At 70.4% G+C, this 24,201-nt stretch carries 19 protein-coding genes; 5 read left to right on the top strand and 14 right to left on the bottom strand.

The features are described from left to right. Positions 1–4 precede the first annotated feature (4 nt). From AC0T5L_RS12350 to AC0T5L_RS12365, 4 genes are read right to left on the bottom strand one after another with little or no spacing between them, the layout of a single operon-like run. Complete coding sequence (locus AC0T5L_RS12350; RefSeq protein WP_476165571.1) at positions 5–766, bottom strand: hypothetical protein; 762 nt, start codon at positions 764–766, stop codon at positions 5–7. Next, positions 759–1,937 carry a C40 family peptidase gene (locus AC0T5L_RS12355; protein ID WP_476165572.1) on the bottom strand — a complete coding sequence of 393 codons (1,179 nt, stop codon included), beginning with the start codon at positions 1,935–1,937 and terminating at the stop codon, positions 759–761. The genes AC0T5L_RS12350 and AC0T5L_RS12355 overlap by 8 nt, the downstream gene beginning before the upstream one ends. Before the next feature lie 5 nt (positions 1,938–1,942). Then, complete coding sequence (locus AC0T5L_RS12360) at positions 1,943–2,620, bottom strand: hypothetical protein (protein WP_476165573.1); 678 nt, start codon at positions 2,618–2,620, stop codon at positions 1,943–1,945. Positions 2,621–2,639: 19 nt separating this feature from the next. Further along, entirely contained in the window at positions 2,640–4,991 is a 2,352-nt protein-coding gene (locus tag AC0T5L_RS12365) for a TrbL/VirB6 family protein (RefSeq protein ID WP_476165574.1), read from the bottom strand. A gap of 582 nt (positions 4,992–5,573) precedes the next feature. On the opposite strand from AC0T5L_RS12365, the gene AC0T5L_RS12370 reads away from it, so the two are divergent. From AC0T5L_RS12370 to AC0T5L_RS12380, 3 genes are all read left to right on the top strand, one after another. Next, positions 5,574–6,455 carry a hypothetical protein gene (locus AC0T5L_RS12370; protein WP_476165575.1) on the top strand — a complete coding sequence of 294 codons (882 nt, stop codon included), beginning with the start codon at positions 5,574–5,576 and terminating at the stop codon, positions 6,453–6,455. After that, the gene (locus AC0T5L_RS12375; RefSeq protein ID WP_476165576.1) at positions 6,452–6,634 is read left to right on the top strand and encodes a hypothetical protein; all 183 of its coding nucleotides are present in this window, start codon (positions 6,452–6,454) and stop codon (positions 6,632–6,634) included. The genes AC0T5L_RS12370 and AC0T5L_RS12375 overlap by 4 nt, the downstream gene beginning before the upstream one ends. A gap of 167 nt (positions 6,635–6,801) precedes the next feature. Continuing rightward, positions 6,802–7,107: a hypothetical protein gene (locus tag AC0T5L_RS12380; RefSeq protein ID WP_476165577.1), complete on the top strand. Its 306-nt coding sequence runs from the start codon at positions 6,802–6,804 to the stop codon at positions 7,105–7,107. Between the two features lie 15 nt (positions 7,108–7,122). Here the strand turns inward: AC0T5L_RS12380 and AC0T5L_RS12385 are convergent, their stop codons facing one another. The 5 genes from AC0T5L_RS12385 to AC0T5L_RS12405 all read right to left on the bottom strand — a co-directional run bounded on the left by AC0T5L_RS12385 (position 7,123) and on the right by AC0T5L_RS12405 (position 13,505). Further along, a complete protein-coding gene (locus AC0T5L_RS12385) occupies positions 7,123–8,421 on the bottom strand; it encodes a DUF6891 domain-containing protein (protein ID WP_476165578.1) in 1,299 nt (432 codons plus the stop codon). 87 nt (positions 8,422–8,508) lie between these two features. After that, positions 8,509–8,871 (bottom strand): hypothetical protein, encoded by a 363-nt coding sequence (locus AC0T5L_RS12390; RefSeq protein WP_476165579.1) that lies wholly within the window; start codon positions 8,869–8,871, stop codon positions 8,509–8,511. Continuing rightward, on the bottom strand, positions 8,868–9,950 hold the full coding sequence (locus tag AC0T5L_RS12395; RefSeq protein ID WP_476165580.1) for a hypothetical protein: 1,083 nt from the start codon (positions 9,948–9,950) through the stop codon (positions 8,868–8,870). The genes AC0T5L_RS12390 and AC0T5L_RS12395 overlap by 4 nt, the downstream gene beginning before the upstream one ends. 175 nt (positions 9,951–10,125) lie before the next feature. Beyond that, positions 10,126–12,600, bottom strand: a complete 2,475-nt coding sequence (locus AC0T5L_RS12400) for an ATP-binding protein (RefSeq protein WP_476165581.1) — start codon at positions 12,598–12,600, stop codon at positions 10,126–10,128. Positions 12,601–12,857: 257 nt separating this feature from the next. Further along, positions 12,858–13,505 (bottom strand): GmrSD restriction endonuclease domain-containing protein, encoded by a 648-nt coding sequence (locus tag AC0T5L_RS12405; RefSeq protein ID WP_476165582.1) that lies wholly within the window; start codon positions 13,503–13,505, stop codon positions 12,858–12,860. A gap of 511 nt (positions 13,506–14,016) precedes the next feature. Between AC0T5L_RS12405 and thpD the strand changes: the two genes are divergently transcribed. Then, complete coding sequence (thpD, locus tag AC0T5L_RS12410) at positions 14,017–14,925, top strand: ectoine hydroxylase (RefSeq protein ID WP_476165583.1); 909 nt, start codon at positions 14,017–14,019, stop codon at positions 14,923–14,925. A gap of 96 nt (positions 14,926–15,021) precedes the next feature. Here the strand turns inward: thpD and AC0T5L_RS12415 are convergent, their stop codons facing one another. The 4 genes from AC0T5L_RS12415 to ychF all read right to left on the bottom strand — a co-directional run bounded on the left by AC0T5L_RS12415 (position 15,022) and on the right by ychF (position 21,854). After that, positions 15,022–18,927: a TcpE family conjugal transfer membrane protein gene (locus AC0T5L_RS12415; RefSeq protein WP_476165584.1), complete on the bottom strand. Its 3,906-nt coding sequence runs from the start codon at positions 18,925–18,927 to the stop codon at positions 15,022–15,024. Positions 18,928–18,945: 18 nt separating this feature from the next. Then, positions 18,946–19,263 (bottom strand): hypothetical protein, encoded by a 318-nt coding sequence (locus tag AC0T5L_RS12420; protein ID WP_476165585.1) that lies wholly within the window; start codon positions 19,261–19,263, stop codon positions 18,946–18,948. A 72-nt stretch (positions 19,264–19,335) separates the two neighbouring features. Continuing rightward, positions 19,336–20,286 carry a conjugal transfer protein gene (locus AC0T5L_RS12425; RefSeq protein ID WP_476165586.1) on the bottom strand — a complete coding sequence of 317 codons (951 nt, stop codon included), beginning with the start codon at positions 20,284–20,286 and terminating at the stop codon, positions 19,336–19,338. A gap of 482 nt (positions 20,287–20,768) precedes the next feature. Next, entirely contained in the window at positions 20,769–21,854 is a 1,086-nt protein-coding gene (ychF, locus tag AC0T5L_RS12430; protein WP_476165587.1) for a redox-regulated ATPase YchF, read from the bottom strand. 374 nt (positions 21,855–22,228) lie between these two features. Here ychF and AC0T5L_RS12435 point away from each other — a divergent pair, with 374 nt between their 5' ends. Next, entirely contained in the window at positions 22,229–23,218 is a 990-nt protein-coding gene (locus AC0T5L_RS12435) for an FkbM family methyltransferase (RefSeq protein ID WP_476165588.1), read from the top strand. Positions 23,219–23,324: 106 nt separating this feature from the next. Here the strand turns inward: AC0T5L_RS12435 and AC0T5L_RS12440 are convergent, their stop codons facing one another. Next, positions 23,325–24,023, bottom strand: a complete 699-nt coding sequence (locus AC0T5L_RS12440; RefSeq protein WP_476165589.1) for an alpha/beta fold hydrolase — start codon at positions 24,021–24,023, stop codon at positions 23,325–23,327. Between the last annotated feature and the right edge of the window lie 178 nt (positions 24,024–24,201).

The raw sequence follows: 24,201 nt of genomic DNA on the forward strand, positions 1-24,201 counted from the left end.
GACCTCAACCAGGTCCGATTATCCCCAATCTCACCTCAATGTAGTCAACGAGCGCGTCCCGCTCATGTTCAAATAAATCAGCAGGGACCAGTTCGCCACTGGGAAAACTTCGATCAGTTTCAAATTCCATCTTGTAAACGGTGTCACCAGACCGTGCAACTACCGCATAGACAGTTGTTCCGTCTTCGGTGAGTCCATGGATATAGTGAGACACATCAGCAACACTCGCCGAACCTTCGGACCTGGATTCCAAGTCAAGGCTGTCCAAGCGAGATACGCTCTCATCGAACTGGTCAGAAGCCTGATCACTCGCTTCATCCCCTCCCTCATTAGCAACGAAAGCTTCGTAGGAAAATTCGAGGTTCCATACTGAAGACCTGGCGCCAGATGGAATGACATCCCACGCGCATTCGTCAACAACAGAGCGGGGCACCTCACCCTCCCCAGGGTCGCTGTAATTACCCCCAGAGTCGGTTCGAGTAGCGCTAACTTCCTGCACTTGAGGGATCGTACGACCGCATAGATCCAGAGACTCTGTGGGCATACTATCTCGTGGTTTAATCGTCTGCTCAGGAACGACTTCTGAAGAAGGAGAATCTTCTTCGGACGCCAACCCTGAAGACACCGTGTTAAAGAACAGGCTGATCACTCCCACGAGCACCCCGAAGACACCGAAGGCTGCCAGAGTCCCACAGCCGAAGACCGCTGCGGCGGCCTTCCACCCGTATAGTCCCTGCTTCTTGGGTGGTGCCTTCTCCTTAACCACGGTTGTCCTGCGCCTCCAACTGGGCCTTCACTTCCGGGTGCTCAAGCGGACGGGTGAACCCCACGATGTCCGAACGACTGGGGTCATCGTACTCGCGCACCGCGATCGGTCCACAGTTGGTGCACCAGGCCTCGACCATCAGCCCGTCACCGATCACCATGCCCATATGCCCGGGCCCCGTTGGCTCATCTGCACGCGTCACGTCGAAGAACACCAGGTCACCGGGTTGCTCCTCTCCGCTGGGAACCTCGGGGCCGAATTTCCACTGGTTCTGGGAAATACGCGGGATGGTGACACCGATGCTCTGGTAGGCCTTCATCGTCAGACCTGAGCAGTCAAAGCCGTTGGGGCCGACGCCACCCCAGACATACGGCTTTCCGCGCTGGTCCAGAGCCCAGTCGACCACTGCCTGGGTGAGGTCGTCGGGAGCGCGCCCGATCAGCGCTCCGTCCTCGTCCAGCTGGCAAAGGACCGCGGTCCGGACGGAGCCCGACGTGTCGTAGTTCCCACCCGCGTACTCCTCCGCCCATCCCATGACGTCGTCCACGTACCACCAGGCGTGGTTGTAGCCGTAGATGGCCTGTCGGACGTCGTCCTCCAGGCCGTGGGCGATCAGGTAGTCGGCTGCGGCGGGGATGGCGTCGGCGGGGTCGTAGACATTGACGATCCCGTCGCCGTTGCCGTCGACGCCGTAGCCGTTCTCCGGCCGGTCCTCGACGGCCTGGATCGGTTCACCACCCCAGCTGTTGCCCGCGGCGGAGTCGTCGAGGGCACCGAACTGCATCGGCCCGGCCGCGCCCCAGTCGTTGTGCCCCTCGGTGATCCCCGGGCCCTCCCAGCGTCCGTGGTGGGACTCCACCTGGCCGACCCCCGCCAGGATGTTCCACGGGATCCCGCGGTCCTCCCCGGCTTCGATGTACAGGTCCAGGTAGTTCTCCGGGATGGAGTCCATCGCGTACCCGCTCGCGTCCGGCTGCTCCGCGTCGGCGTTCGGGGCACAGACGAGGCCGTTCGCCACCAGGGAGCTGATCTGCTGGGTGGTGTTGCTGATCACGGGGATCACGAACAACGCCGCCATGATCATCAGGGAGATCGCGATGGTGACGGCGGCGCCGATCCAGAGGCCTACCGCGCCTCGGTCGGAGGATGTGGGGGCGAAGAGAGAGATCAATCGGGTTACTCCTCCCCGAACTGTCCGGCGTCGGCGGGCTGGAAACCGAAGACCCGCCAGGAGCCGCCGCCGCGCTCGACGGTGATGGCGAAATCTCCGAGTTCCTCGTCGAACTCCGCGTTCCCGGTCTCGGTGATGGACTGCGCGGTCACGACGAAGGTGATCGAGTCGTCCCCGAAGGTCCGCACCGATTCGACCTCCGCCCGTCCCTCGGCTACGGCCTCGGCCTCGGACATCTCGTTCCAGAAGGCTCCGACCCTGCTCGTCTCCGAGAGGACCTCCGCGAAATCCTCGGTGGCCAGGGCCTCCATCGATGCGTAGTAGGTCTCGGGGGACTGGGTGTAGTCGATGGTTCCGTACGCCTCGGCGAAAGCACGCGCTGTCGCCCCGGCCTCCTGGAACTCCCCCTCGGAATAGGGGAACCAGTCGAGGACGTCGACGTCCTCGGCGGCGGTCGTCGGGATCGGGCTCGGTTCGTCGGTGGACAGCCCGCTCGGGCCGCCGGAGCCCTCCGCCTCCGCCTGGGAGCTCTCAGGCTCCGAGGGGGCCGCTGCGAGGCCCTCCTCCTCCGCGTCGTCCTGCCCGAAGCCGCCGAAGCTCAGGTACAGCCCGAACACGACCAGCACGATGATCAGTCCGATGAAGACAGTCCGCTGGGCGCGTTCGGGGAGGGGGTTGGGCATCGCTTCGGGCCTTTGTTCGTCAGTCGTCGTTCAACCAGAAGGGAACGTCGCGCTTCCGGTCCCTGGTGGGAGAGGAGTTGCTCTCCCCCCAGAAGGGGGTGATGGGCGCGTTTTCCCCGCGCTTGCTGGAGCCTGTCAGCCAGCCGCCGTCGCCGTCACCCCGGCCGCGGCTCTCCCCGGATGGCGTCGGCCGGGCCGGGCGCTGCGGCGCGGGACGTTCGCGCCTCTCCTTGGGGGCTCCCCAGCGTGAACCTCGGGCGTTGGTGTTCCCCCGGGACGGGGTCTCCTCACGCCCGTTGAAGATGCCCCGCCCGCTGCTGGGTTCGGGGCGCTCCGAACTAGCCGCACGGCCGCTCCCGGCGGGGGCGCCCCCGCCGAACATGGAACCGCCGCCACCGCCGCCGTCGCGCCGGTCAGAACCGCCACGGCTTCCGGAGCTGGTACCGAACACCGAGCCCCAGCCGCTGTCCCCGGTACCGGTGTAGCCACCGCTGGGACGAGGCGGAATGGACCCCGCGCCCGCTCCGCTACCGGAAAGGCTCGGAGCCTGGTCACCGCTGCGGCTGGGTGTGCCCCCGCTCCGGGGGCCGCCGCCATCGCCGCTGTCCGCAGGAGCGCTCCTGGTGACGTTGAGGGGAGGAGCGGAGTTGTTCCGCACCCTGCCGTAGCCGGCGGTCCCGCGTGCCCGTGCTCCCTCCGCGCGGACCGGCCCGCCCTCGGTCGGGACGTCCTCTCCGGGGACGCCGCCGTCGGTTCCGGCGGTCGGCGCTCCACCGCCCGCCGGAACCCCTGCGGCCGCCCCGGCGATCTGCGGGCCCCTGCGGAGGCCCCACGCCTGGGTCTTCATGTTGGCGATCGGAGGCAGGACCACCGCACTCCTGCTGAGCGCCTGGCTCTGGGCGGCGTCGCTGACGATGCGCGAGGTGAAGGTGTTCGCGTTGACCGAGGTGAAGAGGTAGGCGAAGGGCTTGCGGTAGACGAACAGGGCCACGGTGAAGAGTGCCAACAGGATCATCTGCAAACCCCAGCCGAGGCTGGTGGACATGACCATGCCGTAGCACATGACCAGGAGAGAGATCAGGAGCACGATGAAGATCTGTTTGAGCAGGAAGCCGATCATCAGCTCCACCCAACGCAGCAGGACCGTGCGCCCGTAGCCCGGGTGGATACCGATGAGCAGAAAGATCGGCGAGAGGAGGAAGAGAAGGAGGAAGGCGATCTTCAGCACGATGAGTGCTACGGAACCTGCGAGGATCAGACCGCCGGCGAAGACGGAGGCAAAGAGCGCGAGTGTGGCCACTCCCAGACGACTGTCTTGGTCCTCTCCAGAAAAGAGCGGGTAGACGCTTGGGTAAAACTCCTGAACATCAGTCGCGATGGCTTCATAGGAGCTTTGCTTTTCCTCGATCAATTCGTTGGCGTCAAGATCGCCGTCCCTGATCTGCTGCTGCTCGATCCGACTCACGCCTTGAGCTGACATTAGATCTACTGCATGATCTTCAACGGCGCTGCTCGCAAAAGGACCACTTCCGAACTGACCAGCGATCCAGGGCTGACAGATCAGGCTGGACCACAGCATGTCCGCGTTGCGCCTGACCTGGAAGTCCGACTCCGACTCCCATTCGGCTCGCTCCGGTGCTTCAGCGCCCGCAGGGCAGGTCCCCGAACCTCCCCCGTAGGGCACCTGCCCTACGGCACTGGTCACCAACTGGCTGCCGGAGTTCACCAGGCTGCTGGCCATACCCATGATCTGCGCCGGATTGACCATGATCCACAAGCCGAGCGCCGTCGCGGCGACCATCCAGATGCTGGACTCGATCGTGAGCGTCATCCTTTTACGGATGAGTCCGAACCAGCCGAGCCACAGCGCACCGAGAATGACGACGGTGGGAATCAGCGGCCGCCAGATCCCCTCCCTGAGCGTGACCACGACGTTCTCGACCAGTTCATTGAAACTGGCGAGGAGGCCGTCGGAGGTGGCGGCCTGGTAAACCGTGATCGTCGACTGGTTGATGGTCTTGGAGAGGTCCCAGGCCGTGTTGGCGAGGGTCGCCTGCGCGCCGTTGCTGATTCCGTCGACGCAGGACTCGGTGATCATGTGCCACTGCTGACCGGCGGTACCGTACTGGCCGTACATACTGGCGTCGGGAGGCAGCCCGTCCGTGGACCCCTCGATGGAGGACTGCGACTGCGGCGGCACCAGCAGGCCGTCCGAACCGCTTCCCGCCGACTCCGGCAGGGGCGCGGGCTCCCCCGGGCACAGCGGAGCCGCCTGTGCGCCGGTGAGCGGCAACACGATGAACCCCGTCAGCAGCAGGAACGTCATCAGGAGTTGTCGCCATCCGCGCCGTCGGGCGTGCTGATGCGTCATCTGCTGGCTCCTGCGTCGTGGTTCGGCCGAGGGGGACGTTCGCAGACGTCGGGCTCCGCTGACCGCTTCTCACGCGCGCACATCGCACGCGCTTCCGTCCGCGGCCGCAAAGCCCCCGCATGTCTTTACCCCATCCTCTATGGTGCGTCATCACCCGTCGGAGAGATGGGTGCAACGCGACTGGTTTTCTGCTTCCTGCCGTCCGCACCACCAGAACCTGGTAGACAAAGCCGACTCTTACTAATGTTTGCGCAGGTAGCAGGCACGAACGGCCTTCCGAAACACCCAAAAACAGCAAGGCCACAATTCCCTGCCCACCCCTGCACTATGAGGGGCATCACACTCAGTTTCATGTCCAAAAATGGACATCACGTCACCAACCGGACCGACACCCCGTACCAGTACCGCCTTCGGTGGAGTCCCGAGTCCCCATTGGCGTAGGACCGAAACCTGACGTAGGACCACAGCCACACCACCTGCGCCTCTTGCGCCCCAAACGGGCCCCGTCCCGACCGCACGCGGGATTCCTGGGCATCACAGGGGAAGGACCACCCGCACCGCCCGCGACCGGAGGCACTCGCCATGGCCGCTGAACCCACTCCCCCGCACGGCCCGTCCGATCCGCACGGCCCGCACGGCCAGTCCGGCCAACACGGCCCGTTCTCCGGCTCCCCGCCGGCCGCCCGCCAGCGCCCGTCAGCCGGAAGCACCGTCACGCTCATCGTGAGCGCCGTCCTGTATCCGCTGCTGGCCTCGGGCGTCCTCCTCCTGGCCGGGGCCCTCCTGCTGTTCGCTCTCCCCGGCGGACTCACCGGTCTCGCCGTCGGCTCCGCGCTCGTCCTGTGCGTGCTGCTCCCGGGCGCGCACCTGCTCCTGCTGCTGCTCCTGCGCCGGGTCCGCGTACCCCGCCCGGGGGCCACCTCCGCCCTGCTGGCGGTACCGGTCGTGCTGGCGTTCGCCCAGATGGCGTTCCTGGACCTCGTCTTCGACACCGGCTGGTTCGGGCACGTACCGCTCGTCGCGGCCTTCCAGGGAACCGCCGCCGCCACCGTGCTGGCCGTGAGCCGCGGCCGCGCGCTCGGCTGGGCCTGTGCGGCGGTGTGCGCGGCGGCGGTGGTGCTCTCGTCGGTCTTCGTGGGCGGGGACGCCTTCGCCGGCCGCCAGGAGGCCCAGCGGACGCGGGAGGCGATCACCGCCCACCCGTACGAGGTCGCCGTGCTGGACGCCCCCGGCTGGGAACCCGTGTCGGTCGACACCGGCCACGGGGACTCGCGCATGGTCGTCGCCTACGAGAACGCCGCCGGGGAGGGGGCCCTGCTCACGACCTGGGGCAGCTGCGCGCCGCAGGGCGGGCAGGAGGAGCCGCTGTGGGGCCGCTGCGAGAACTACGCGAACGAGTGCGCGCAGGACGGGGAGGCCGTCCTGCGCGAGGGCCGGTCGGGGCGCGCGAGCCCGACGAGGTGAGGCTGGAGGCGGCGCCCGGACGCGTGGCCGTCCTGGAGCAGCGCAAGGAGGGGATTCCCGGGCAGCTCCGGGGACACACGCTCCCCGACGTCGACCTGGACGACCTCCACGAGCTCTCCGAGCACGTACGGCGGGCCCGGGAGGGCGAGCTCCAGGAGATCGCCGCGCGGACCGGGTGAGACGGGCCGCCCGGAGGCCCGGGCGGTGTGGTCGGCGTCGGAGTGTGCCGGGGCGTGCCCGTCCGAGGGGCCCCGCACGCCACGCCCGGCGGCCCTTCTCCCCGAACTCGGGGGCCTCCGGACGCGTCACGCCCGGTAGCCCCTCCCCCCGCTTCTGCGAGGCTCACGTGAGTACCGTTCCCGATCCGCCGCCCGGTGCCGGGGCGGCTCCCGCCCCCGGCCCTTCCTCCGCCCTCCCCGAGGGCACAGTCCGCACGATGGTGGTGCTCACCCTCGTGTACGGGGCCGTGGTGCTCGTACAGATCGCGGCGTCGATGGTGTTGGTGCTCAGCATGTTCTCGGTGTTCGTCTACACACCCGAGCGGCTGGTGACCTACGTGCTGATGCTGGTGTTCAACCTGCTGATCGCCGGACTGATGCTGGTCCCGGAGAGGACGCGGGCGTTCTTCGGGTTCGGGACGGGCCCCGGTTGAGGTCGGGCGCCCCCTTCACCAGGAGGTGATCCGCAGCTCGCCCAGGTCCGCCAGGGCGGCACGGCCCTCCTCGGCCAGGACGCGCACCATCTCCTCGGCCTCGGGCAGGGAGACGTGGCGGCCCCGGGACATGCCCTCGGCGGGCGAGGGGCTCTCCATCCACAGCAGTGGGCCGCTCTCCCACATCATCTGGACGACCTCGCCGTTGGCGGCGGTGAACACCGCGAACGTGCCCTTGGTGGGGGTGAGCTGGTAGACGACGTGGCGGGCGGCGGCCGTCTCCAGGGGTTCGGCGTAGTCCATGAACCCGATGCCCTCCTCCGAAGCGTCGGCGTAGCTGACCTCCAGCAGGCCGGCGTGGGTGGAGCGGGCCTCCTCGCGGGGCCAGACGGCGCCGACCGCCCAGCGGCTGAGCGGCTCCTCGACGCGCTCGCGCGAGAGCGCGGGCCCGTGGTGTACGCACAGGAGGTCGAAGTCGCGCTCCAGGGCGATGGTCTGGCCGTGGCCGCTGCTCAGGGTGGCCACGAAGAAGCGCGGCAGCCAGGGCAGGACCATCCTGGACAGCTCGCGAACGCTCACGCGGCCCTCGTAGTGGGAGATCCACTCGGGGACGTCGTAGGGACCGGGGTCGTTGAAGGCGACCCGGACCATGGGTTCGTCGTCCGCGTCGGGCCCGGGGAAGGCCGCCCCGCGGCCGAAGCGGCGGCGGTTCCAGTCCATGAGCACGTACAGCCCGCGGTCGGGGTCACCGTCCCAGTCGACGGTGAGCCCGTGGGCGCGCAGGGCCTCGGCGGCCTCCTCGCCGACGGCCGCGCGGCGCAGCGGGTGGCTGGCCCCGAAGCCGATGGCCAGCGGGCCGCCTCCGACCGCGTGCACGGCGGTCTGGCGGTGGTAGAACACGTAACCGCGCGTCGCCTGCCCGGCGGGGACCGAGTTGCGGGCGGCGAGCTCGTCGTCCAGGGCGGCCCTGGCGCAGCCGTCGCAGCAGGTGAACTCCTCGCGGGCTATGACACCGGCCTCGTCCAGGGCGCGGAAGGCGCGGGTGAGGCGTTCACCGTCGGTGCGGACGGGCCACCGGCGCTGCCGGTGGGCGTGGTCGGCCAGGGCCCGGTCCACATGGTCATGCAGCTGGGAGAGGGCCTCGCCCGCCTCGGGGCCGTCCGGGTCGTCGCCTTCCTCCAGCGCGTCGACCAGGTCCTGTCGGGCGTGCCGGAGGATTTCGACGAACCCGTCCCTGCCCGAGGCGACCCGTACGGCCACGCTCTCCACGGCGGCGGTGAGGAGGTGGCGGGGGCTCTCACAGACTTCGCTCATTCGCCCAATGTGTCAGAAGCCGGAGGTGTTTTGGGCAGATCGCCGGGGGCCTCGCTGTCCGCAACCGGACAACTACCGCCCCACTGGTCACCGCGGGTGTCCCGGCCGTGGCCGCGGTGATCTGCGTCTCCCCGTCCACCGCGCCGGCCTCCCCGGCCCGTCGCCCTCCGAGGCGGTGACCAGGCCGATCGGCCAGGCGAGTGCGATGACCGCTGCGAGCACACCGCCGAGGAGGCCCCAGGGAACGAGTGCGGGCCACGTGCCCCAGGCCCGGACCACCAGGAACATCACCGCGGCGCCGGCGAGGGTTCCGTAGAGGGCGGACGGCAGGACGAGGGCCGCCATGCGCGCCCCGGACGTGGCACGGAGGAACCGCGGCCGGGCGCCGACCGCGGAGAGGACGCGGTCGTCGTCGGCGTTCTCCGTCGTGGCCAGGGCCGTGCCCATCACGGTGGAAACGCCGCGGTGGGCGGTCCGGCGCCCTCCGGCACGGTGGACCCGGCCAGGCGGCCGCCGGCCAGGAGCACGCGTTCGACGCGCTCGTCGCGGACCCGGCGGGCGAGCACGGCGGTGGCGGCGAGATCGGAGACCTCCTCGGAGCGGGGGGCGAGGAAGGACGCCGAAGCCAGGTGGTCGGCGTACTCGGCCGTGGACTCCACCGCCTCCTGGCACTGCTCCCACTCCCGGTGCGCCGCCACGGCCTCCTCGACCAGGCGCCCGTACCCGGTGATCTGGTCGACGCGTGCGCGCACCGCCTTCTCCACGGCGTGCAGGTGCTCCCGCTGGGGTTTGAGCGCCTCCCTGACCCGTGACGAGGCGGCGCGCTGCCAGCGGCGCAGGTGGGCGCGGCGCAGCTCGCGCTGGCGGGCCAGGATCGAGGCGATGCGCCACTCCTGGTCGCGCAGGACGACCAGCGCCCGGTCGGTGTCCAGGGCCTCGCTCCCGCCGAGGTCGCCGCGGGCCCCGTCCACGAGGTCGATCGTGCGCTGCACCTCCAGGAGAAGGGCGTGGCCGCCCCCGTTGAGGTCGTCGGGCAGCACCACGTGCTCATGGCAGCGCTCCTCGGCGGGTCGCCGCGCCCGTGGGCCGAGGGCGTCGGCGGCGACCATCGCGGTGAGCAGGCCGAACAGCGTCCAGGGCAGGCCCGTGGACGGGTCCCCGGGTGCGGCGCCCAGCAACCAGGCCGGAGCGGAGGCCACCGTGCCGACGCCCACGAGGGCGCCCGTGGCGCGCACGGCGGGGTGGGCGTCCCGGCGGCAGGCCAGGGCGGTGACGTAGGCGACCAGGCTGATACTGACGATCACCATGCCCAGGTACCAGCCCGCGGTGATCAGGGCCAGGGCCGTCGTGAACCCGACCCCGAACAGCTGGATTCCGCCCTCGCGCGCACGCGCCAGACGGGTGAGGACCTCCCCGCCGCGCCCGGGGAAGGGAGGCGCGGGACACACCTCCCGAAGCACCTCCTCCCGCTGGTCCTCGGGCAGGTCGGGGTCTACGACGGGGCGCGGCCGGATGGCGTCCTCACTCATGGGCGGTCCCTCGTGAGCGCTGGGTCGGTCGGGGGGTGCGGGGACGGAGAACGGGGCGGGGCCGGGCACCCGGGGAGGAACCCGACAAGGTAGGAGATGCCCACCCGGGACGCGCCCCGAACCTGGCGACCAGCACGCCTTCGCCGCGCGCTGGGTGGCTCGGGTACGGCCGCCCCTACGCCTGTTCGTCGCGCCCGCCGGTGAACACCAGGCCCTCGTCCTCCTCGCCCGGGCGCTGGCGGGTGGGGTTGGTGTCCAGCCAGCGTTGCAGGTTCTCCGAGACCAGGTCGACGCCGATCCGCCCGGACCTGCCGTCCAGGTCCCGGAACAGGCACTCGCCGTTGCCGAGGTTGCGCAGTACGGCCAGGTGGTCCTCGGTGGGATCGACACCCAGCAGGGACATGACGCTCTCCACCTCGAAGCGCTCGCTGGAGCGGAACGCGAACACCGAGGACAGGCAGTTGGTGACCTGCTCGTTGAGGAGGTCGCCCGCGTTCTGGGAGACGAGGATGAGCGCGGTGTTGCGGGAGCGGCCCATGCGCGAGACCTCGGGGACGAGTTTGGCGCCCTCGGGGGTGGAGGTGACCGCCCAGGCCTCGTCCAGGAAGATCGCCTTGGGCAGGTGCCGGTCCAGGCCGTTCATGAGTCGGCGGGCGAACTGCGACACCAGGTAGAGCAGGGCCACGGACAGGCGCTGCTCGTAGGAGTAGTCGTCGCGCCCCACGCCGGAGTCGGGCAGGGTGAGCCCGCCCAGCGTGAACACGGTGGTCCAGCCCTCGGTGTCGATCTGGGCGTCGCCCTGGGGGTCGAAGCACAGGCTGGCCAGCCGCATGTCGGACATGGACTGAAGGACGGCGCCCAGGTTGCGCGAGGCCGCCCCGGTGGAGGAGACCAGGTGGTCCACGACCTTGGCCAGGGAGGGCTGGGGCTGGTTGGCGACGGCGGCGACCGCCTGGATCATGGCGGACTCGCGCTCCTCGCTCATGCGGGGCAGGAGCAGACGCAGGGTCTCGGTGGCCATGGTCTTCTTGGCGGGCAGGTCGTCGCCGAAGGCGAAGGGGTCGAGCAGGCCGGGCTGGGCCGATCCCAGGGACATGATGCGGGCCTTGCGGCCGCGCCGCTGGAGGAGTTCCACCAGGGACTCGGCGTCGCCCTTGGGGTCGATGGCGGCCACGGTGACCCCGCGCAGGGCGAGCTGGTAGATCATCAGCAGCGCCAGCGTGGTCTTACCGCCACCGGGCTCGCCGGTGACGGCGATGGCGGTGGGCCGGTTACGGGCCGCGGCGACCATGGGGTCGAAGTGGACGATGGAGCGGGCGCGGCCGAGGGTCTCGCCGATGTAGGGGCCGACCCAGCCGCCGCCGGTGTGGTCGACGCGGTCGCCGACGTCGACGGTGGCGGTGGGCATACCGCCCGCGATGGTGCGCAGCGGCTGGCGCTGGGCGTAGGCGTTGAGCCGGATGCGGTCGCCGGGCAGCGATTCGTTGAACAGGGAGAACTGGTCCCCGGTGGAGTTGATGACGTCGATGCCGATGTCGCGGTAGTGCTCCACGACCGCTTCGACCTGCTGGACGAGGAGGCGCTCGGTGGGCGCGGACACCATGAGGCGGTGCCAGCCGTAGACGAAGGGCAGGCGCTCCTTGGTGATGCCGTGCTCCAGCATGCGGGCGGCGTCGATCTGCTCGGCGAGCGCGATGGGCGCCTCCACCCCGGCCTCGCGGATGTGGGCGTCCATGTCTCGGGCGTGGGCGAGCTTGCGGCCGACGTCCTTGGAGGCCTTGGCGGGCGGGATGAGCTTCATACGCAGGGACATCTCGACCGGGAACGGGAGCGCGTCGGCGTGGTGCATCCACGGCTCGCCGTCCGGGAAGGGCATCAGGTCCGGGAAGCGCGCGAAGGACAGGAACGCGACGTGGGTGGACCCGGCGGGCTGTTCGAGGCGGAGCATGGAGCGGCCGTTGTGCACGACGCCGTCGACGAGCGCCTCGATCTCGCCGCGTCCCCACGTGCGCCTGCCCGCGGCCGAGGGGCGGATCTCCTCGGCGGTGCCGCTGACGGCGTGCCGGATGAGCCAGGCGATCTCGTCGGAGGTGGCGTGGCGGGCGTGCAGGGAGCTGGCCGCCAGGGCGCGGCCGAGCCGTTCGGACTGGTCGGTCCAGCGGGCGATCTCCTTGTCGTCCACGGCGTCGTCGTTGATGCCCAGGGCCTGCTCGGTGCGCTGGTAGACGCCGAAGAGCTGGGAGAACAGTCCGAGCCCGGCGCCGGGGTTGCGCTGGCCGAGCCGGACGCCGAGGTAGACCTCCTTGGTCCAGAAGTCCTTGGCCCACACGTGCCGGTACATCTCGTCGAGGTAGTCGTACCAGCCGGGGCCGGAGTCGGAGGTGCCGTCGAGCCGGGTCGCCCAGTCGGCGGCCGGGTAGGTGCGGTGGGCGACGCGCAGGTGGACCTCGGCGTCGTTCATGCGGATGGCGGCGAGGGCGATGGTGACGTTGGTGGCGAGCGCCTGGCGCTCATCGGGGGTGGTGAACTCGTAGGAGACCGTCGGCAGGCGGAAGTAGGCCCAGGCCTCGCTGTCGCTGAACAGCACGCGGTCGTCGAAGTAGCGAACCGCGAGGCGGGTCGCTCCGCGGGTCCCCCTGGTGCCGGTCATCTGGTAGCCCTTCTGTCGCGTCGCGTGGCGGGGCGCTCCGGGTCCGGGGTGCCCGGTGGGGGCCGGGTGCTCCGGAGGGACACGACCCGCGGGGCGCGCCCGGCCCGGCGCCTGCGCCACTCCCCATAGTGGAGCATCGTGCCGGAGCCGTAGAAGCGGACGGGGTTACGGCGCGCCAGAACCTCCGCGGAAGGTGCCGGGGCAGGGGGCGGCGGGCCCGTCCCCCGGGGAGGGGACGGGCCCGCCTACCGGAGAGCTCAGCAGGCGCTGCTGATGGTGCTCCGGATGGAGGACTTCTCCGTCGGGGTGACGGTGAGGTCGTACCTGTACTTCACGTTGACCCAGGACTTGACGTAGTCGCAGTGGACGGCGCCGTTGCCCGGCATCCACTGGGACGGGTCCTTGTCGCCCTTGGAGCTGTTGCTGCTGACGGTGACCGCCCACAGCTGGGGGGAGTCGACGCTGTTGGCGAAGTCGCGGCGGCGGTCGGTCGTCCAGTCGGCGGCACCGGTCTTCCACGCCTCGCTGAGCGGGACCATGTGGTCGACGCTGACCTGGGAGACGTCGCCGCCCCACCAGACGTTGTCGAATGCGCTGTACCACCGTCCCGAGGTCGGTTGGCAGTTGCTGTCGGTCACCACGCTGTGTCCGTCGCGGACCAGCACGTACTGGCGGGCGGTGCAGGGGCTGTCGACGACGTTCCAGTGCGGGAAGAGGCTGCGGTCGTAACCGGTCTGCGGCCCCTTGGCCTGGACGGTGAGGGAGTTGAGCTGGCTCTGGGCGGCGGAGGTGCTGGGGATGCCCGGAGGCAGGACGTGGTCCGCGGCGGCCGGGGAGGCCCAGCCGAGGACGGCGGCGAGAACGGCCGCGGATACGGCCGCGAGTACGCGGGGGAAGGGGGGCACGTTTTCTCCTCTTCGAGCGGGCGGAGGAAACAAGGATCCCACTACTGTGCGATGACCCGACCTTTCGCGCCATCCCTTCGCGGGAAACTCCTCCCGAAGCCGGGATGACGGCCCGGAGACCCCCTCGGAGATTATGAACCATCCCCTGAACCATATCCGTGTGAGTTAGCGCACAGCAAAAGTGCTCTCTGTAATGGGGTTCGCCGAGGATGAAAGCCGCAACTGGACGACCTGCGAAGATGCACATGCCGACCCGCCATCGATCACCCCGGGTGAAACAATGCAGGTAGGCGGTCGTATTCAACAGAAAAGAGGTTGGCAAAGCATGAAAAAACCCAAGCCAGAAAGAATGTTTTGCCCCATATAGTATAACTGTCATACCCAGAAAAGGAGCTGCTAAACAAGGCGCTCGGGAGGCGGCGCATGAGGAATGCCTAGCCTTTGTTAAGTTCGCGTGTCGTAGGAAAAACCGTCGACCTCAGAGAGGATGAGCCCCGTAAGGGGATCGACCATGACTCTGCAGATGGATCTTCCGACATCGACCGCGGACGAGTACCCGACCCGAAAGAGCTCCGAACCCGCCCTGCTGTACCGCCGAGACCCCGCCGTCTGGGGAACCGGCGACGGCCCCTTCTCCTCCGACGAGCTTGAGGGATACGACAGCCGCGGCTACACGCAGGTCCCCTCCCTCGCCACCGCCGAGGAGGTCAGGACCTACCGCGCCGAACTGGAGCGGCTCAGCTCCGACCGCGAGCTGCGCAGTGACGAGCGCGTGATCGTCGAGCCCACCTCCGACGAGGTGCGCTCGGTGTTCGAGGTACACAAGATCAGCAAGGTCTTCTCCGACCTGGTGAACGACCCGCGCCTGGTCGAGCGCGCCCGTCAGATCCTCGGCTCGGACGTGTACGTGCACCAGAGCCGGGTCAACTACAAACCGGGATTCGGCGGCGGCTCGTTCTACTGGCACTCGGACTTCGAGACCTGGCACGCCGAGGACGGCATGCCGAGGATGCGTGCGGTCAGCTTCTCCGTCGCCCTGACGGAGAACTACGAGCACAACGGCGCCCTGATGATCATGCCGGGCTCGCACAAGACGTTCGTGTCGTGCGTGGGCGAGACCCCGGAGGACCACTACCGGTCCTCGCTGAAGAGCCAGCACGTGGGCACGCCCGACCAGAGCTCCCTGTCCTTCCTGGCCGACCAGCACGGTATCGACGTGCTCACCGGCCCCGCGGGCGGAGTGACCGTGTTCGACTCCAACTGCATGCACGGCTCGGGCGGCAACATCACGCCGTACCCGCGGTCGAACGTCTTCATCGTGTTCAACAGCGTCGAGAACGCCTGCGAGAAGCCGTTCAGCGCTCCCAGCCCGCGTCCGGAGTTCCTCTCCGCGCGCGAATTCACCCCTGTGGGTCGCTGACCCGGCAACCCCGAGCCCCCGTTCGGGACGGGCACCGGCCCGCCCCGAACGGGGGCTACGCTCTGTCAGCCCGTCGTGCCCCCGGCACCGACCCGGCTACTGCTGCGTGAGGGAGTTGACCAGGACCCCGCCCAGGGCACCGTGGGCCCGCTTGGTGGCCGGACGCAGGGCGCCGACGTCGATCTTGGTGTAGGACGAGCCCAGGTGGTCGTCCCACGGGATGCGGACGATGGCGCGGCAGCGGCCGCGGGCCACCCGCTCGGCGGCGTCCACGTCCTGGAGGCTGCGCTTGCTGACCCCGTTGACCACGAGCACGGACCTGGCGCGCAGGGAGCCGTAGCCGTTGCCGTCCAGCCAGTCGAAGGTCATGGAGACCGCGCGCTCGGCGTCGGCGTTGGCCGGGGCCACCAGCACCAGCCCGTCGGCGACCGGCAGGGCGCGCGCCACACCCGTGGCCGCCGGATCCAGCAGCGTGATGCCGTAGAAGCCGCCGAGCAGTGAGGCCAGCTGGCCGTAGTCGCGGTCGTCGAGGGTCTGCACGTAGGGGTCGTCGAGGGTCTGCACGACCTCCAGGCCGGTTCCGGTCCGGCTGGTGTAGCCGCCCATCTGGGCGTAGTCCCGGACGGCCCCGGCGTTGGCGAGCAGACCGGTGAGTGTCTCGGGGGTCTGGGCGCCGATCCGTCGGGAGAGCCCGTTGGGACCGGGGTTGACGTCGACGGCGACGACGTGGTCGTCGCGGTGCGCGGCCAGGGTGTGGCCGACCATCAGCGCGGTGACGGTCTGCCCGGCGCCGCCGGTACAGCCCAGTACGACCATGCTGCGTGGCCCGTCCAGGGGGGCGCGCAGGCGCTCGATGTCGCTGGCGGGCAGGTCGGAGCGGACCGGGGCCGCGCCACCGGTGACCACCTTGGCCAGGCGCCGCCAGCCGCGGGTACCGCCGGAGTCGCCGGCGGGTTCCTCGCTCCTTCGGGCCCCGGACGGTTCGGAGGTCTCTGGGGGGACGCCGTCGGGGGTCTCGCCCAGGCTCTCCTGCTCGCCGGTGCCGTGGTCGAGTTCCAGTTCGGGCCTGGGCTCGTGCCCGACCGGCTCGGGCTCCTCGCCGGGCGCGGGCTGGCCGAAGAGCTGGCCGAGCCTGCGGGCGTTCTGCGCGACCCGGTGGAAGACGCCGTCGTGGGCGTCACCGGTCTCGTGCGGGTCCCAGACCTCGCCCTCGTCCTCGGACCGCGCGGGTCGGCTCGGGGCGCCGTCGTCCCGCGTGCTCTGGTCCTGCGGCCGTGGGACGTCGGAGGATGCCCGGCCGAGGGCCCGTTTCGCTGCCAGGGCGTCGGCCATGCTGGGGTTGGCCCGGGGGTCGCGGACGGAGCCGCCGCCGCTCCGGGACGCGGACAGCCACGGATCGTCGGAGGCGTCGGCGCCCCGCTCCCGACGGGTGGTGCCGGTGGTGTCAGTGGTGTCGGCGGTCTCCCGGTCCCGGCGAGTGGTGCCGGCGGGGTCGGCGGCACGCATGCTCTGCTGGGCCCTGGGGGGTTCGCCGCCACGGGGGCCCTCGGAAGCGCCGGGGGCCGAGGCTTCGGGCCGGGAGGCGGCGCGGGCAGCCTCGCGGCGGCGTGCCAGGGCGGCGGCCTCAGCCGCCTCCAGGTCGGAGGCGGTACGGCGGGCCGGCACGGTGCCGGGGTCCGCCCGGACGTCGTCGTCACCGCGCCCGTGGTCGTCCCGCACCTCCGTGAAGCTGACGAGCTCGCCGGTCCCGTGGTCGAGCTGGGTGGGCGGCTTGGGCTCCTCGGCGGGTCCGGAAGCGTCCGCCGACGGCTCGGTGGGCGCTTCCTCCGTGTCGGAGGCCTCCTCCGGGCCCGGGGTGACGACGTCTTCCTCGCGCAGCTCGCTGGCGGGGATGACGGGGTTGCCGCGGTCTCCCACCTTGGGCTGGTCCGGATGGCGCTTCTTGCCGTCCTCGAACCACTCCGAGGGGTCCTTGATCTCGCCGTCCTGCCCGCGCTCGGGCACGGCGTCGGCGAATTTGGGGCGCGGCGGTGCCGGGGTGTCCGCGGTGCTGAGGTGCTGGTCGAGCACGGACATGTGCTCGCTCCACTCCGGGCCGCGGTCCTCGGGCTCCTCCCGCGGCCGCGGGGGCATGGCGTCCTGCTCACCGGTGCCGTGGTCCAGTTCCAGCGCGGGCTTGTCCTTGGCGGTCTCAGCCGCCGACCGCCCACGGGATCCGGTGTCGGGGGTGTCAGCGCCCGCGCGCTCGTCGGCCCCGCTGCCGGGGACGGCCTCCCCCGCGGCTCGCTCCCTGCTGACGGAGGTACCGGCCTCATCGCGCTCGGCGGTGTCCCAGAGTGCCCCCGGGGACTTGGGCTTCGGGGACTTCAGCTTCCCGGGGCGGTCCGCGGCGGTCCCGTCCGGACGCTCTCCGGAGTCCGGACGCTCTCCGGAGTCCGGACGCGCTTCCTCCTCTGGAGCGGCGGAGGCGGGAGGCAGCCAGGGCGCGGCGTCAGCCTCGGCTGCGGGGCGGCCGGTGGCGGCCGCGTAACGGGCCGCGTAGTCCGACAGGTCGGCGTAGCCCTCGGGCCCCGCCTTCCTCCCCGACTCCCCCAGCTCCCAAGGGGCGGCGTGGGGACGGCCCCGGCGCCGGGACCTCTCCGGAGCAGCACCGGTGTCCGGGAGCCCCTGGCCCCGGGCACGGACGGTCGGCTGCTCCTTCGGGCCGCGCTCGCGCACCCTCTCGGACCGGCGCTCCTCCAGGTCCTTGGTGACCCGGATGCCCTGCGTCCGCCCGCGCAGGCGCCGGGCGGCGGTCGTCTCCTCCTCGGTTTCGGAGGCGGAAGCACGCGCCACCTCCTCGGCACGGACGCGTTCCTGTGAGCGCTGCCGCTCGACCACCGCGTCGGCCAGCTCGTCACGGTTCATGGCGGTGGTGTCGCCGACGCTGTAGGCGCTTTTGGCGGTCAGGCCGACGGGGGTCTCGCCGGAGGAGGCGCGCAGGCGTGCGAACCACGCGTCGCTGTCGCGCTGCTCCTCGCCCTCGGTCCCGTAGACCGCCTCCCCGTCGAAGCCGTCGGAGTCCTCGGGGCCGTCCTGTTCGTCCGTCCTGGGACGACGGGGCTCTTCCGGTGGCTGGTGCGCCCCCGGTTCGACGCCGAAACCGAAGTAGTCGAGCATGCGGCGGCCGACCCCGCGCCGGGGCGGCTGTCCATGCGCACCACCGGTACCGCCGCCGGAAGTGCCGTGCGCGCCGGGTTCCTCCTCGGGCGCCGGGGTCTGCCGCTCCTCGGGGTCCGGACGTGCGGCGACGGCCACGGGAGCCCGTTCCACGGGGGCGCGCTCCGGCGCGGACGGAGCCCTCCGGGCGGCGGCCGAGACGGCGAACGTCCCCGCTGCCCGTTTCGGTGCCCTCACCCTCTCGGGCGCTCCCGCCGGCACCCTCTCAGCCCCGGCCCGGGCGGAGGCCGGTTCCTCCTCGGCCACCGGCTCGTGGCCTGCGGACGCGCTCACGCCCCGCAGCGGGGGCGCCTCGGAACGGGAGGGGCTGGCGGGGGCGTCCTGGACGAGAGGCTCGGCGGCCTCGGGTTCGACCGCCTCACGCTCGGCGCGCCGCCGCCCCGCCGGGGGCAGCGGACCGGCTTCGGGGGCGCGGTGCCACACGCGTACCGTCACGCGGGCCTCGGCGGGCTCGTACTCGGGCGCCAGACGGTTGTACACACGCGCCTCGGCGAGGAAGCGCGCCTGCGAGATGAGCAGCTCGGTGAGGCGCTTGCCCTCGACCACCGGCCGCGTGGCCAGCACCGTGATCACCCCGGGCGGGACCACCCACAGGACCAGGTGCCAGCCGTTGCCGAACACGAACGGCGCGTTGAGGAGGCTGAGCAGGACCACCCAGAGCGCGAACACGCCCAGGGCGACCCCGAAGGTGCCCACCGGAAGCGGCATGGGCAGCCGGAAATCGTAGAGCTTGTACAGCCGCTTCTCGATACGCCAGATATTGGTGTACGTGGGCAGATCCACGTTCCCGGCCTCCCTCGCCTATTCCGTCGATACGCCCATCGCTCGGGCGAGCGCCACCGCGATGACCTCGATGATGCCGGGGACGTAGAAGACGATCCCGATGAAGATCGCCAGGATGATGAACTGCGCGAACCGCGTGATCTCCCGCGTGAACAGGAAGAACACCGCCACGATGGACACGATGACCAGGAAGAGCGGTCCGAAGAACCCGCGCAGGAAATCGGCGAGGCCACCGGTGTCGGGGGCGTCCTGGGTGGTCTCCGTCGCGAGGAAGAGCAGGTCGGCGCCTCCGGCGGCGTGGAACACGTCCGGTGTGGAGGACATCAGGGGGAGCATGTCAGGCCTCACCCCCCGGTGTCGTTACTGGTGTGCGCATGGTCCTTCTCTTCTCCTTGCCTACAGGCCCCGTCATCCGCCGAACGAGTGCGGGGCGCCCTGGATGTCACGCACGTGCCACTCGCTGCCGGAGTTCACGACGGTGACCAGGTAGTTCTGCGTCAGCTGTCCGGCTTCGGCCTCGTCGGAGGCCGGGAGGTCCCACCGGACGGTCGTCGCCACCTGCCGTACGTCATCATTCCCGTTCGAGGCTTGGGATGGCACCGTAATATCGGACAGTTCAGCGAATTCCAGACTGTTCTCCGGAAGCGGGGCGACAGCGGCGCCCGGTTCCAGATAGCGCTCCAGGTGCGCCGGTTCCCCCGCGTAGGCCTCGAAGAAACCGGACAGCACCTCCTTGAGCTGTTCCTCCGCCTGCGGATCGGTCTCGAAGGAGGAGCCCTCGGGCGGGGACGCCTGGGTGGGCGCGGCCAGCAGCGCGGGGCTCCCGGACACCGCCAAGGCGTCGTCGTCGGCGTAGACGGGCACGTCCAGGCGCATGGGCTCGCCGTTGACGTCGGCCCGCACGACGACGAGGGCGTTGTGGTCGTCTTCCACGTTCACGGCGACGACCGTGAGGTTCTCGCCGGTGAGGCTGTCGGCGGGAACGTCGAGTGCGGCGGCCTCCCCCTCAGGGACGAACGCCGCCAGCTCGGACAGGCGGGCCTCGGGGTCCTCGGTGTTGAGGTAGGCGTCGGCGAAGCGGAGGCCGAAGGCCGCGGCGGCGGTCTCCGGGTAGGTGACGGTGTCGCCGCTCTCAGGCTCTTCGGACGTACTGGGCAGGGCGAAACCGCCGCGCAGGGGGAACCAGATGCCGTTGAAGACGACGACGATGATGAACGCCCACAGGACGGCGCGTCCCACGCCGACCCACCAGCGCCCGCCCGCTCCGGCCCGCAGCCGTCGGGCGCGGGGGGCGTCGAGCTCCATGTCGCCGTCCTCCCGGTCACGCGCGGCGGTACCGCGCCGTGACGCATTCGCCATCCCCGCCTCCTGCACACAGTTCCGTACCGCTCGCTTCGAACGGCGTATCCGCCATGCCTTGTCTACCCCATCCCTATAGTGAGGCATTGTGCGGGTTGGGAGCGTCCTTGGTGACTCCGCGTTTCCCCCTCAACCGCACATTGCGTGCATCGGCTGAACCTCTCAAAAGGTGCACAATACGGCAATAGTCCAGCTAACTCACTCTGTGGCCGTGTACTTCACCGCAATTATGGTCGGACCGGAAAGGGATTAGTTTCCTGGCGGAGAGCAAGGTGTGTCCCCGGCGGTCAGGGAGCCGCCGACCGAACGACGAGGGAACGGGAAGGGGCACGGCGCCCCGGCCCCGAAGGCGCGCCCCGCCGGCTCCAGCGGTGGTGACGGTCGGGGAGCAGGTCCCGGGCGGGCCCCGGACACGGGGCACGAAAAAGCCGCGGGCCACGCGCTCGGCGCGGCTCCGCGGCCCCCGTCGGCTCACGGGCGGGTCACACGTTGAAGCGGAACTCCACCACGTCGCCGTCGGCCATCACGTACTCCTTGCCCTCGATGCGGACCTTGCCCGCGGAGCGGGCGCCCTGCATGTCGCCCGCCTCGACCAGGTCGTCGAAGGAGACCACCTCGGCCTTGATGAAGCCGCGCTGGAAGTCGGTGTGGATGACACCGGCCGCCTCGGGGGCGGTGGCGCCCTTCCTGATCGTCCAGGCGCGGGCCTCCTTGGGCCCGGCGGTCAGATAGGTCTGTAGGCCCAGGGTGGCGAAGCCGACCCGGGCCAGCTGCACCAGGCCCGACTCGGTCTGGCCCATGGACTCCAGCAGCTCCTGCGCCTCGTCCTCGTCCAGTTCGGCCAGCTCGGCCTCGATCTTGGCGTCCAGGAAGATCGCCTCGGCCGGGGAGACGAGCTCCTGGAGCTTGGTGCGCAGAGCCTCGTCGGCCAGCTCGTCGGTGTCGAGGTTGAACACGTAGATGAACGGCTTGACCGTGAGCAGGCTCAGCTCGCGCAGGCGGTCCAGGTCAACGTCTCGGGCCACGGACAGCGAGGTGCCCTCGTTGAGGACCTCCTGGGCGGCGCGGGCAGCCTGGAGCAGCTCCTGGGCGTCCTTGTCCTTGGCGTTGCGCTTGGCGTCCTTCTCCAGGCGCGGGATCGCCTTCTCCAGGGTCTGGAGGTCCGCGAGGATCAGCTCGGTGTTGATCGTCTCGATGTCGCGGGAGGGCTCGATGTCACCGTCGACGTGCGTGACGTCGGGGTCGTCGAAGGCCCGGATCACCTGGCAGATGGCGTCGCTCTCGCGGATGTTGGCGAGGAACTTGTTGCCCAGGCCCTCACCGGTGGAGGCGCCGCGCACGATGCCCGCGATGTCGACGAAGTCCACCGTCGCGGGGAGGATCTTCGCCGAGCCGAAGATCTCGGCCAGCTTTCCGAGCCGGGCATCGGGCACGCCCACGACTCCGACGTTGGGCTCGATGGTCGCGAACGGGTAGTTCGCGGACAGAGCGTCGTTTTTGGTCAGCGCGTTGAAAAGGGTGGACTTGCCGACGTTGGGCAGGCCGACGATACCGATAGACAGACTCACAAGGTCAGAGTCTATGCGGCTCCACGGGTGGGACGATCCGTCGCGGGTGGTCAGGCTCGGACGGAAAGCAGGGCCAATCACCGAAACACTGTGCACCGGGGCCACTACTCACAGTAGGTTCGACGAACACTGCCGGGGACCGGGGGCGAAAGCCGTTCGGTGCGCACGGGCCACTCGTCGCACACCCCGCCCCGGCCCTGGACCGCACAACGGCCGCTGGCACGGGGAGTACGCCGCACCGGTACCGAAGGACCCCGCGGGGCGTCACGGAGCCGGAGCGCAAGGGGAGAGCGAAACGTCGGTGTGCTCCGTCGCCGCGGGCGACGGACGACCGTCCGTTCCCGTCGCGGCCCCGTTCCTGGGGGGAGACAACTGTGGTCACCGACCAACTGAGGGCGCTTGTTCGTCGCTACCCGCTCATCCGCTTCGCGACCCGCAAGCTCCGGGGCCGCCTGCCCAAACGGCTGGGCGGGCTGGATCCCGAGCGGGTCCCGCCGTGGAGCCGCAGGGTGGCCTTCTCCCTGCCCCGGCTGGAGTCGGACACGCGCCGGCTCGGCCCGGACGGCCTCACCCTGCAACTGCCGGGCGGCCTCACCGTGCCCCGGCGGCTGGCCGCGTTCGGTCTGGCCAGGCATGAGCCGGACAGCCTGGCCTGCTTCATGGCGATGCTTCAGCACACCCGGCCCGGCGCGGTGTTCGACGTGGGATCGGGGGTGGGTGTGTACTCCCTGCTGGCCGCCGCGCGCACGCGCCGCCCGGTGTTCGCGTTCGAGCCGACCCCGGAGCTCGCCTCGGCGGCCCGGGCGGTGTCCTCCTCGGCGAACCTGGGTTTCACCGTGGTGGAACTGGCGTTGAGCAACCACACCGGCACCGCCCAGCTGCGCAGGTCCCGACACAATGACATGTGCAACACCCTGGCGCGCTCGACCCGCACCGACCTGTCACACGCCGCTGTGCGGGTGACCACCCTGGCGCGGTGGAACGAGGAGGCGGCGGCCTTCCCCACGGTGCTCAAGATCGACACGGCCGGAACCGAGCCGGACGTGGTCGCCGGAGGGCTGGAGGTCCTGCGGAGGTACCGGCCGTGGATGCTGGTGAAGGTCCGCCCGGGCCGGGGCGTGGAGGAGCGGCTCATGGCCCTGCTCGAACCGCTGGAGTACACCTGGTACCCGGTGGGCGGGCCGCCGCCCTACGAGCCGCTCCCGGAGATCTCGGGGCATGCCTCTCCGGCCTGGGAGCGGACGTGGATGTTCACCCCCGAGCCCCTGCCCGAGGAGTTCTGGCCCTCGGTGCACGAATGGAGCAGCGCCCTCAGGAGCTGCGTCCCGAGCCCTGCGGGGGCTCCCGACGCTAGGGGCTCCTGACAGGGCGCGGCGCCCGAGAGCGATGGTCTTGCCCGTACCGGCGACCTCGACCGCCGACACCTCCAGTACGGGCAAGACCATCCGGTGAACGCTCCCGGTCACCGCACTACAACCATTCCTCCAGGGCGGCGAGGAAGCCGGGAAGGTCGTCGCGGTGGACGCAGTGCCCGGCACCCTTCGCGACCTTGACCGCGAAGCCGCGCCCGGCCAGTTCGCGAGCGGCCTGCGAGGTGACGGTGACGCTGTTCTCGGCGCGCAGGACGAGGGAGGGGACGACCGGCTTCTCCGGGAGGAAGTCTCCCCCGGCGACCTCGGCCGCGACGAAGTCGAAGAACTCCGGGTCGAAGGCGGCGAAACCCCTGACCTCCCTCTCGACGTCGGCGTCGCTCCACCTGGGGTTGCGCTGGCGCACGTGGTCGGCGTCGGCGGTGGCACAGAGCTGACGCATGCGCTCACAGGCGTCGCCGTACGCGGGGGGCGTACGGAAGGCCGGGTCGACGTAGACCGCGCGGGCCGGGCGCAGCCGTTCCACGGCCAGGGAGAGCGCCACCCCGCCCATGGAGTGGCCGACCGCGACGTCGGCGCCGGCCGGCAGGGAGTCCGCCAGGTCGTCCCCGAGCGCCTCCACGGAGTAGTCCCCGCACGGGCTGTTTCCGTGGCCGCGCATGTCGACGCTGACCACGCGGAGGCCGCGCCGGACGAGGTCGGCCTCGACGGCGTGCCAGGTCTCGTGGCTGGACATGGAGCCGTGGACGAGGAGGGCGGTGCGGTCGCCGGTGCCGCTGGTATAGGTCTCCAGTCGCATGGGAGAGGGCCTCCTGGGCGGTGAGGTATGCGGGGAGCGGGGACGGTGAGGGGCCGACCGTCACATGAACGGAGCTTCCAGGGTCTCGAAAACTTTTGCACAAGGAAAGTGGATGACCGGAAGCGGCCGCTTTCCCCGAACCCTCCCTCCTCTGCCGCATCCCCCTGCTAAACAGCCC

This window comes from Nocardiopsis sp. TRM 82005, from assembly GCF_056312425.1.

Coding starts and splice junctions, on each gene's coding strand:
- AC0T5L_RS12360 (WP_476165573.1), bottom strand. CDS start 2,620: ATGCCCAACCCCCTCCCCGAACGCGCCCAGCGGACTGTCTTCATCGGA.
- AC0T5L_RS12365 (WP_476165574.1), bottom strand. CDS start 4,991: ATGACGCATCAGCACGCCCGACGGCGCGGATGGCGACAACTCCTGATG.
- AC0T5L_RS12370 (WP_476165575.1), top strand. CDS start 5,574: ATGGCCGCTGAACCCACTCCCCCGCACGGCCCGTCCGATCCGCACGGC.
- AC0T5L_RS12385 (WP_476165578.1), bottom strand. CDS start 8,421: ATGAGCGAAGTCTGTGAGAGCCCCCGCCACCTCCTCACCGCCGCCGTG.
- AC0T5L_RS12395 (WP_476165580.1), bottom strand. CDS start 9,950: ATGAGTGAGGACGCCATCCGGCCGCGCCCCGTCGTAGACCCCGACCTG.
- AC0T5L_RS12400 (WP_476165581.1), bottom strand. CDS start 12,600: ATGACCGGCACCAGGGGGACCCGCGGAGCGACCCGCCTCGCGGTTCGC.
- thpD (WP_476165583.1), top strand. CDS start 14,017: ATGACTCTGCAGATGGATCTTCCGACATCGACCGCGGACGAGTACCCG.
- AC0T5L_RS12420 (WP_476165585.1), bottom strand. CDS start 19,263: ATGCTCCCCCTGATGTCCTCCACACCGGACGTGTTCCACGCCGCCGGA.
- AC0T5L_RS12425 (WP_476165586.1), bottom strand. CDS start 20,286: ATGGCGAATGCGTCACGGCGCGGTACCGCCGCGCGTGACCGGGAGGAC.
- AC0T5L_RS12440 (WP_476165589.1), bottom strand. CDS start 24,023: ATGCGACTGGAGACCTATACCAGCGGCACCGGCGACCGCACCGCCCTC.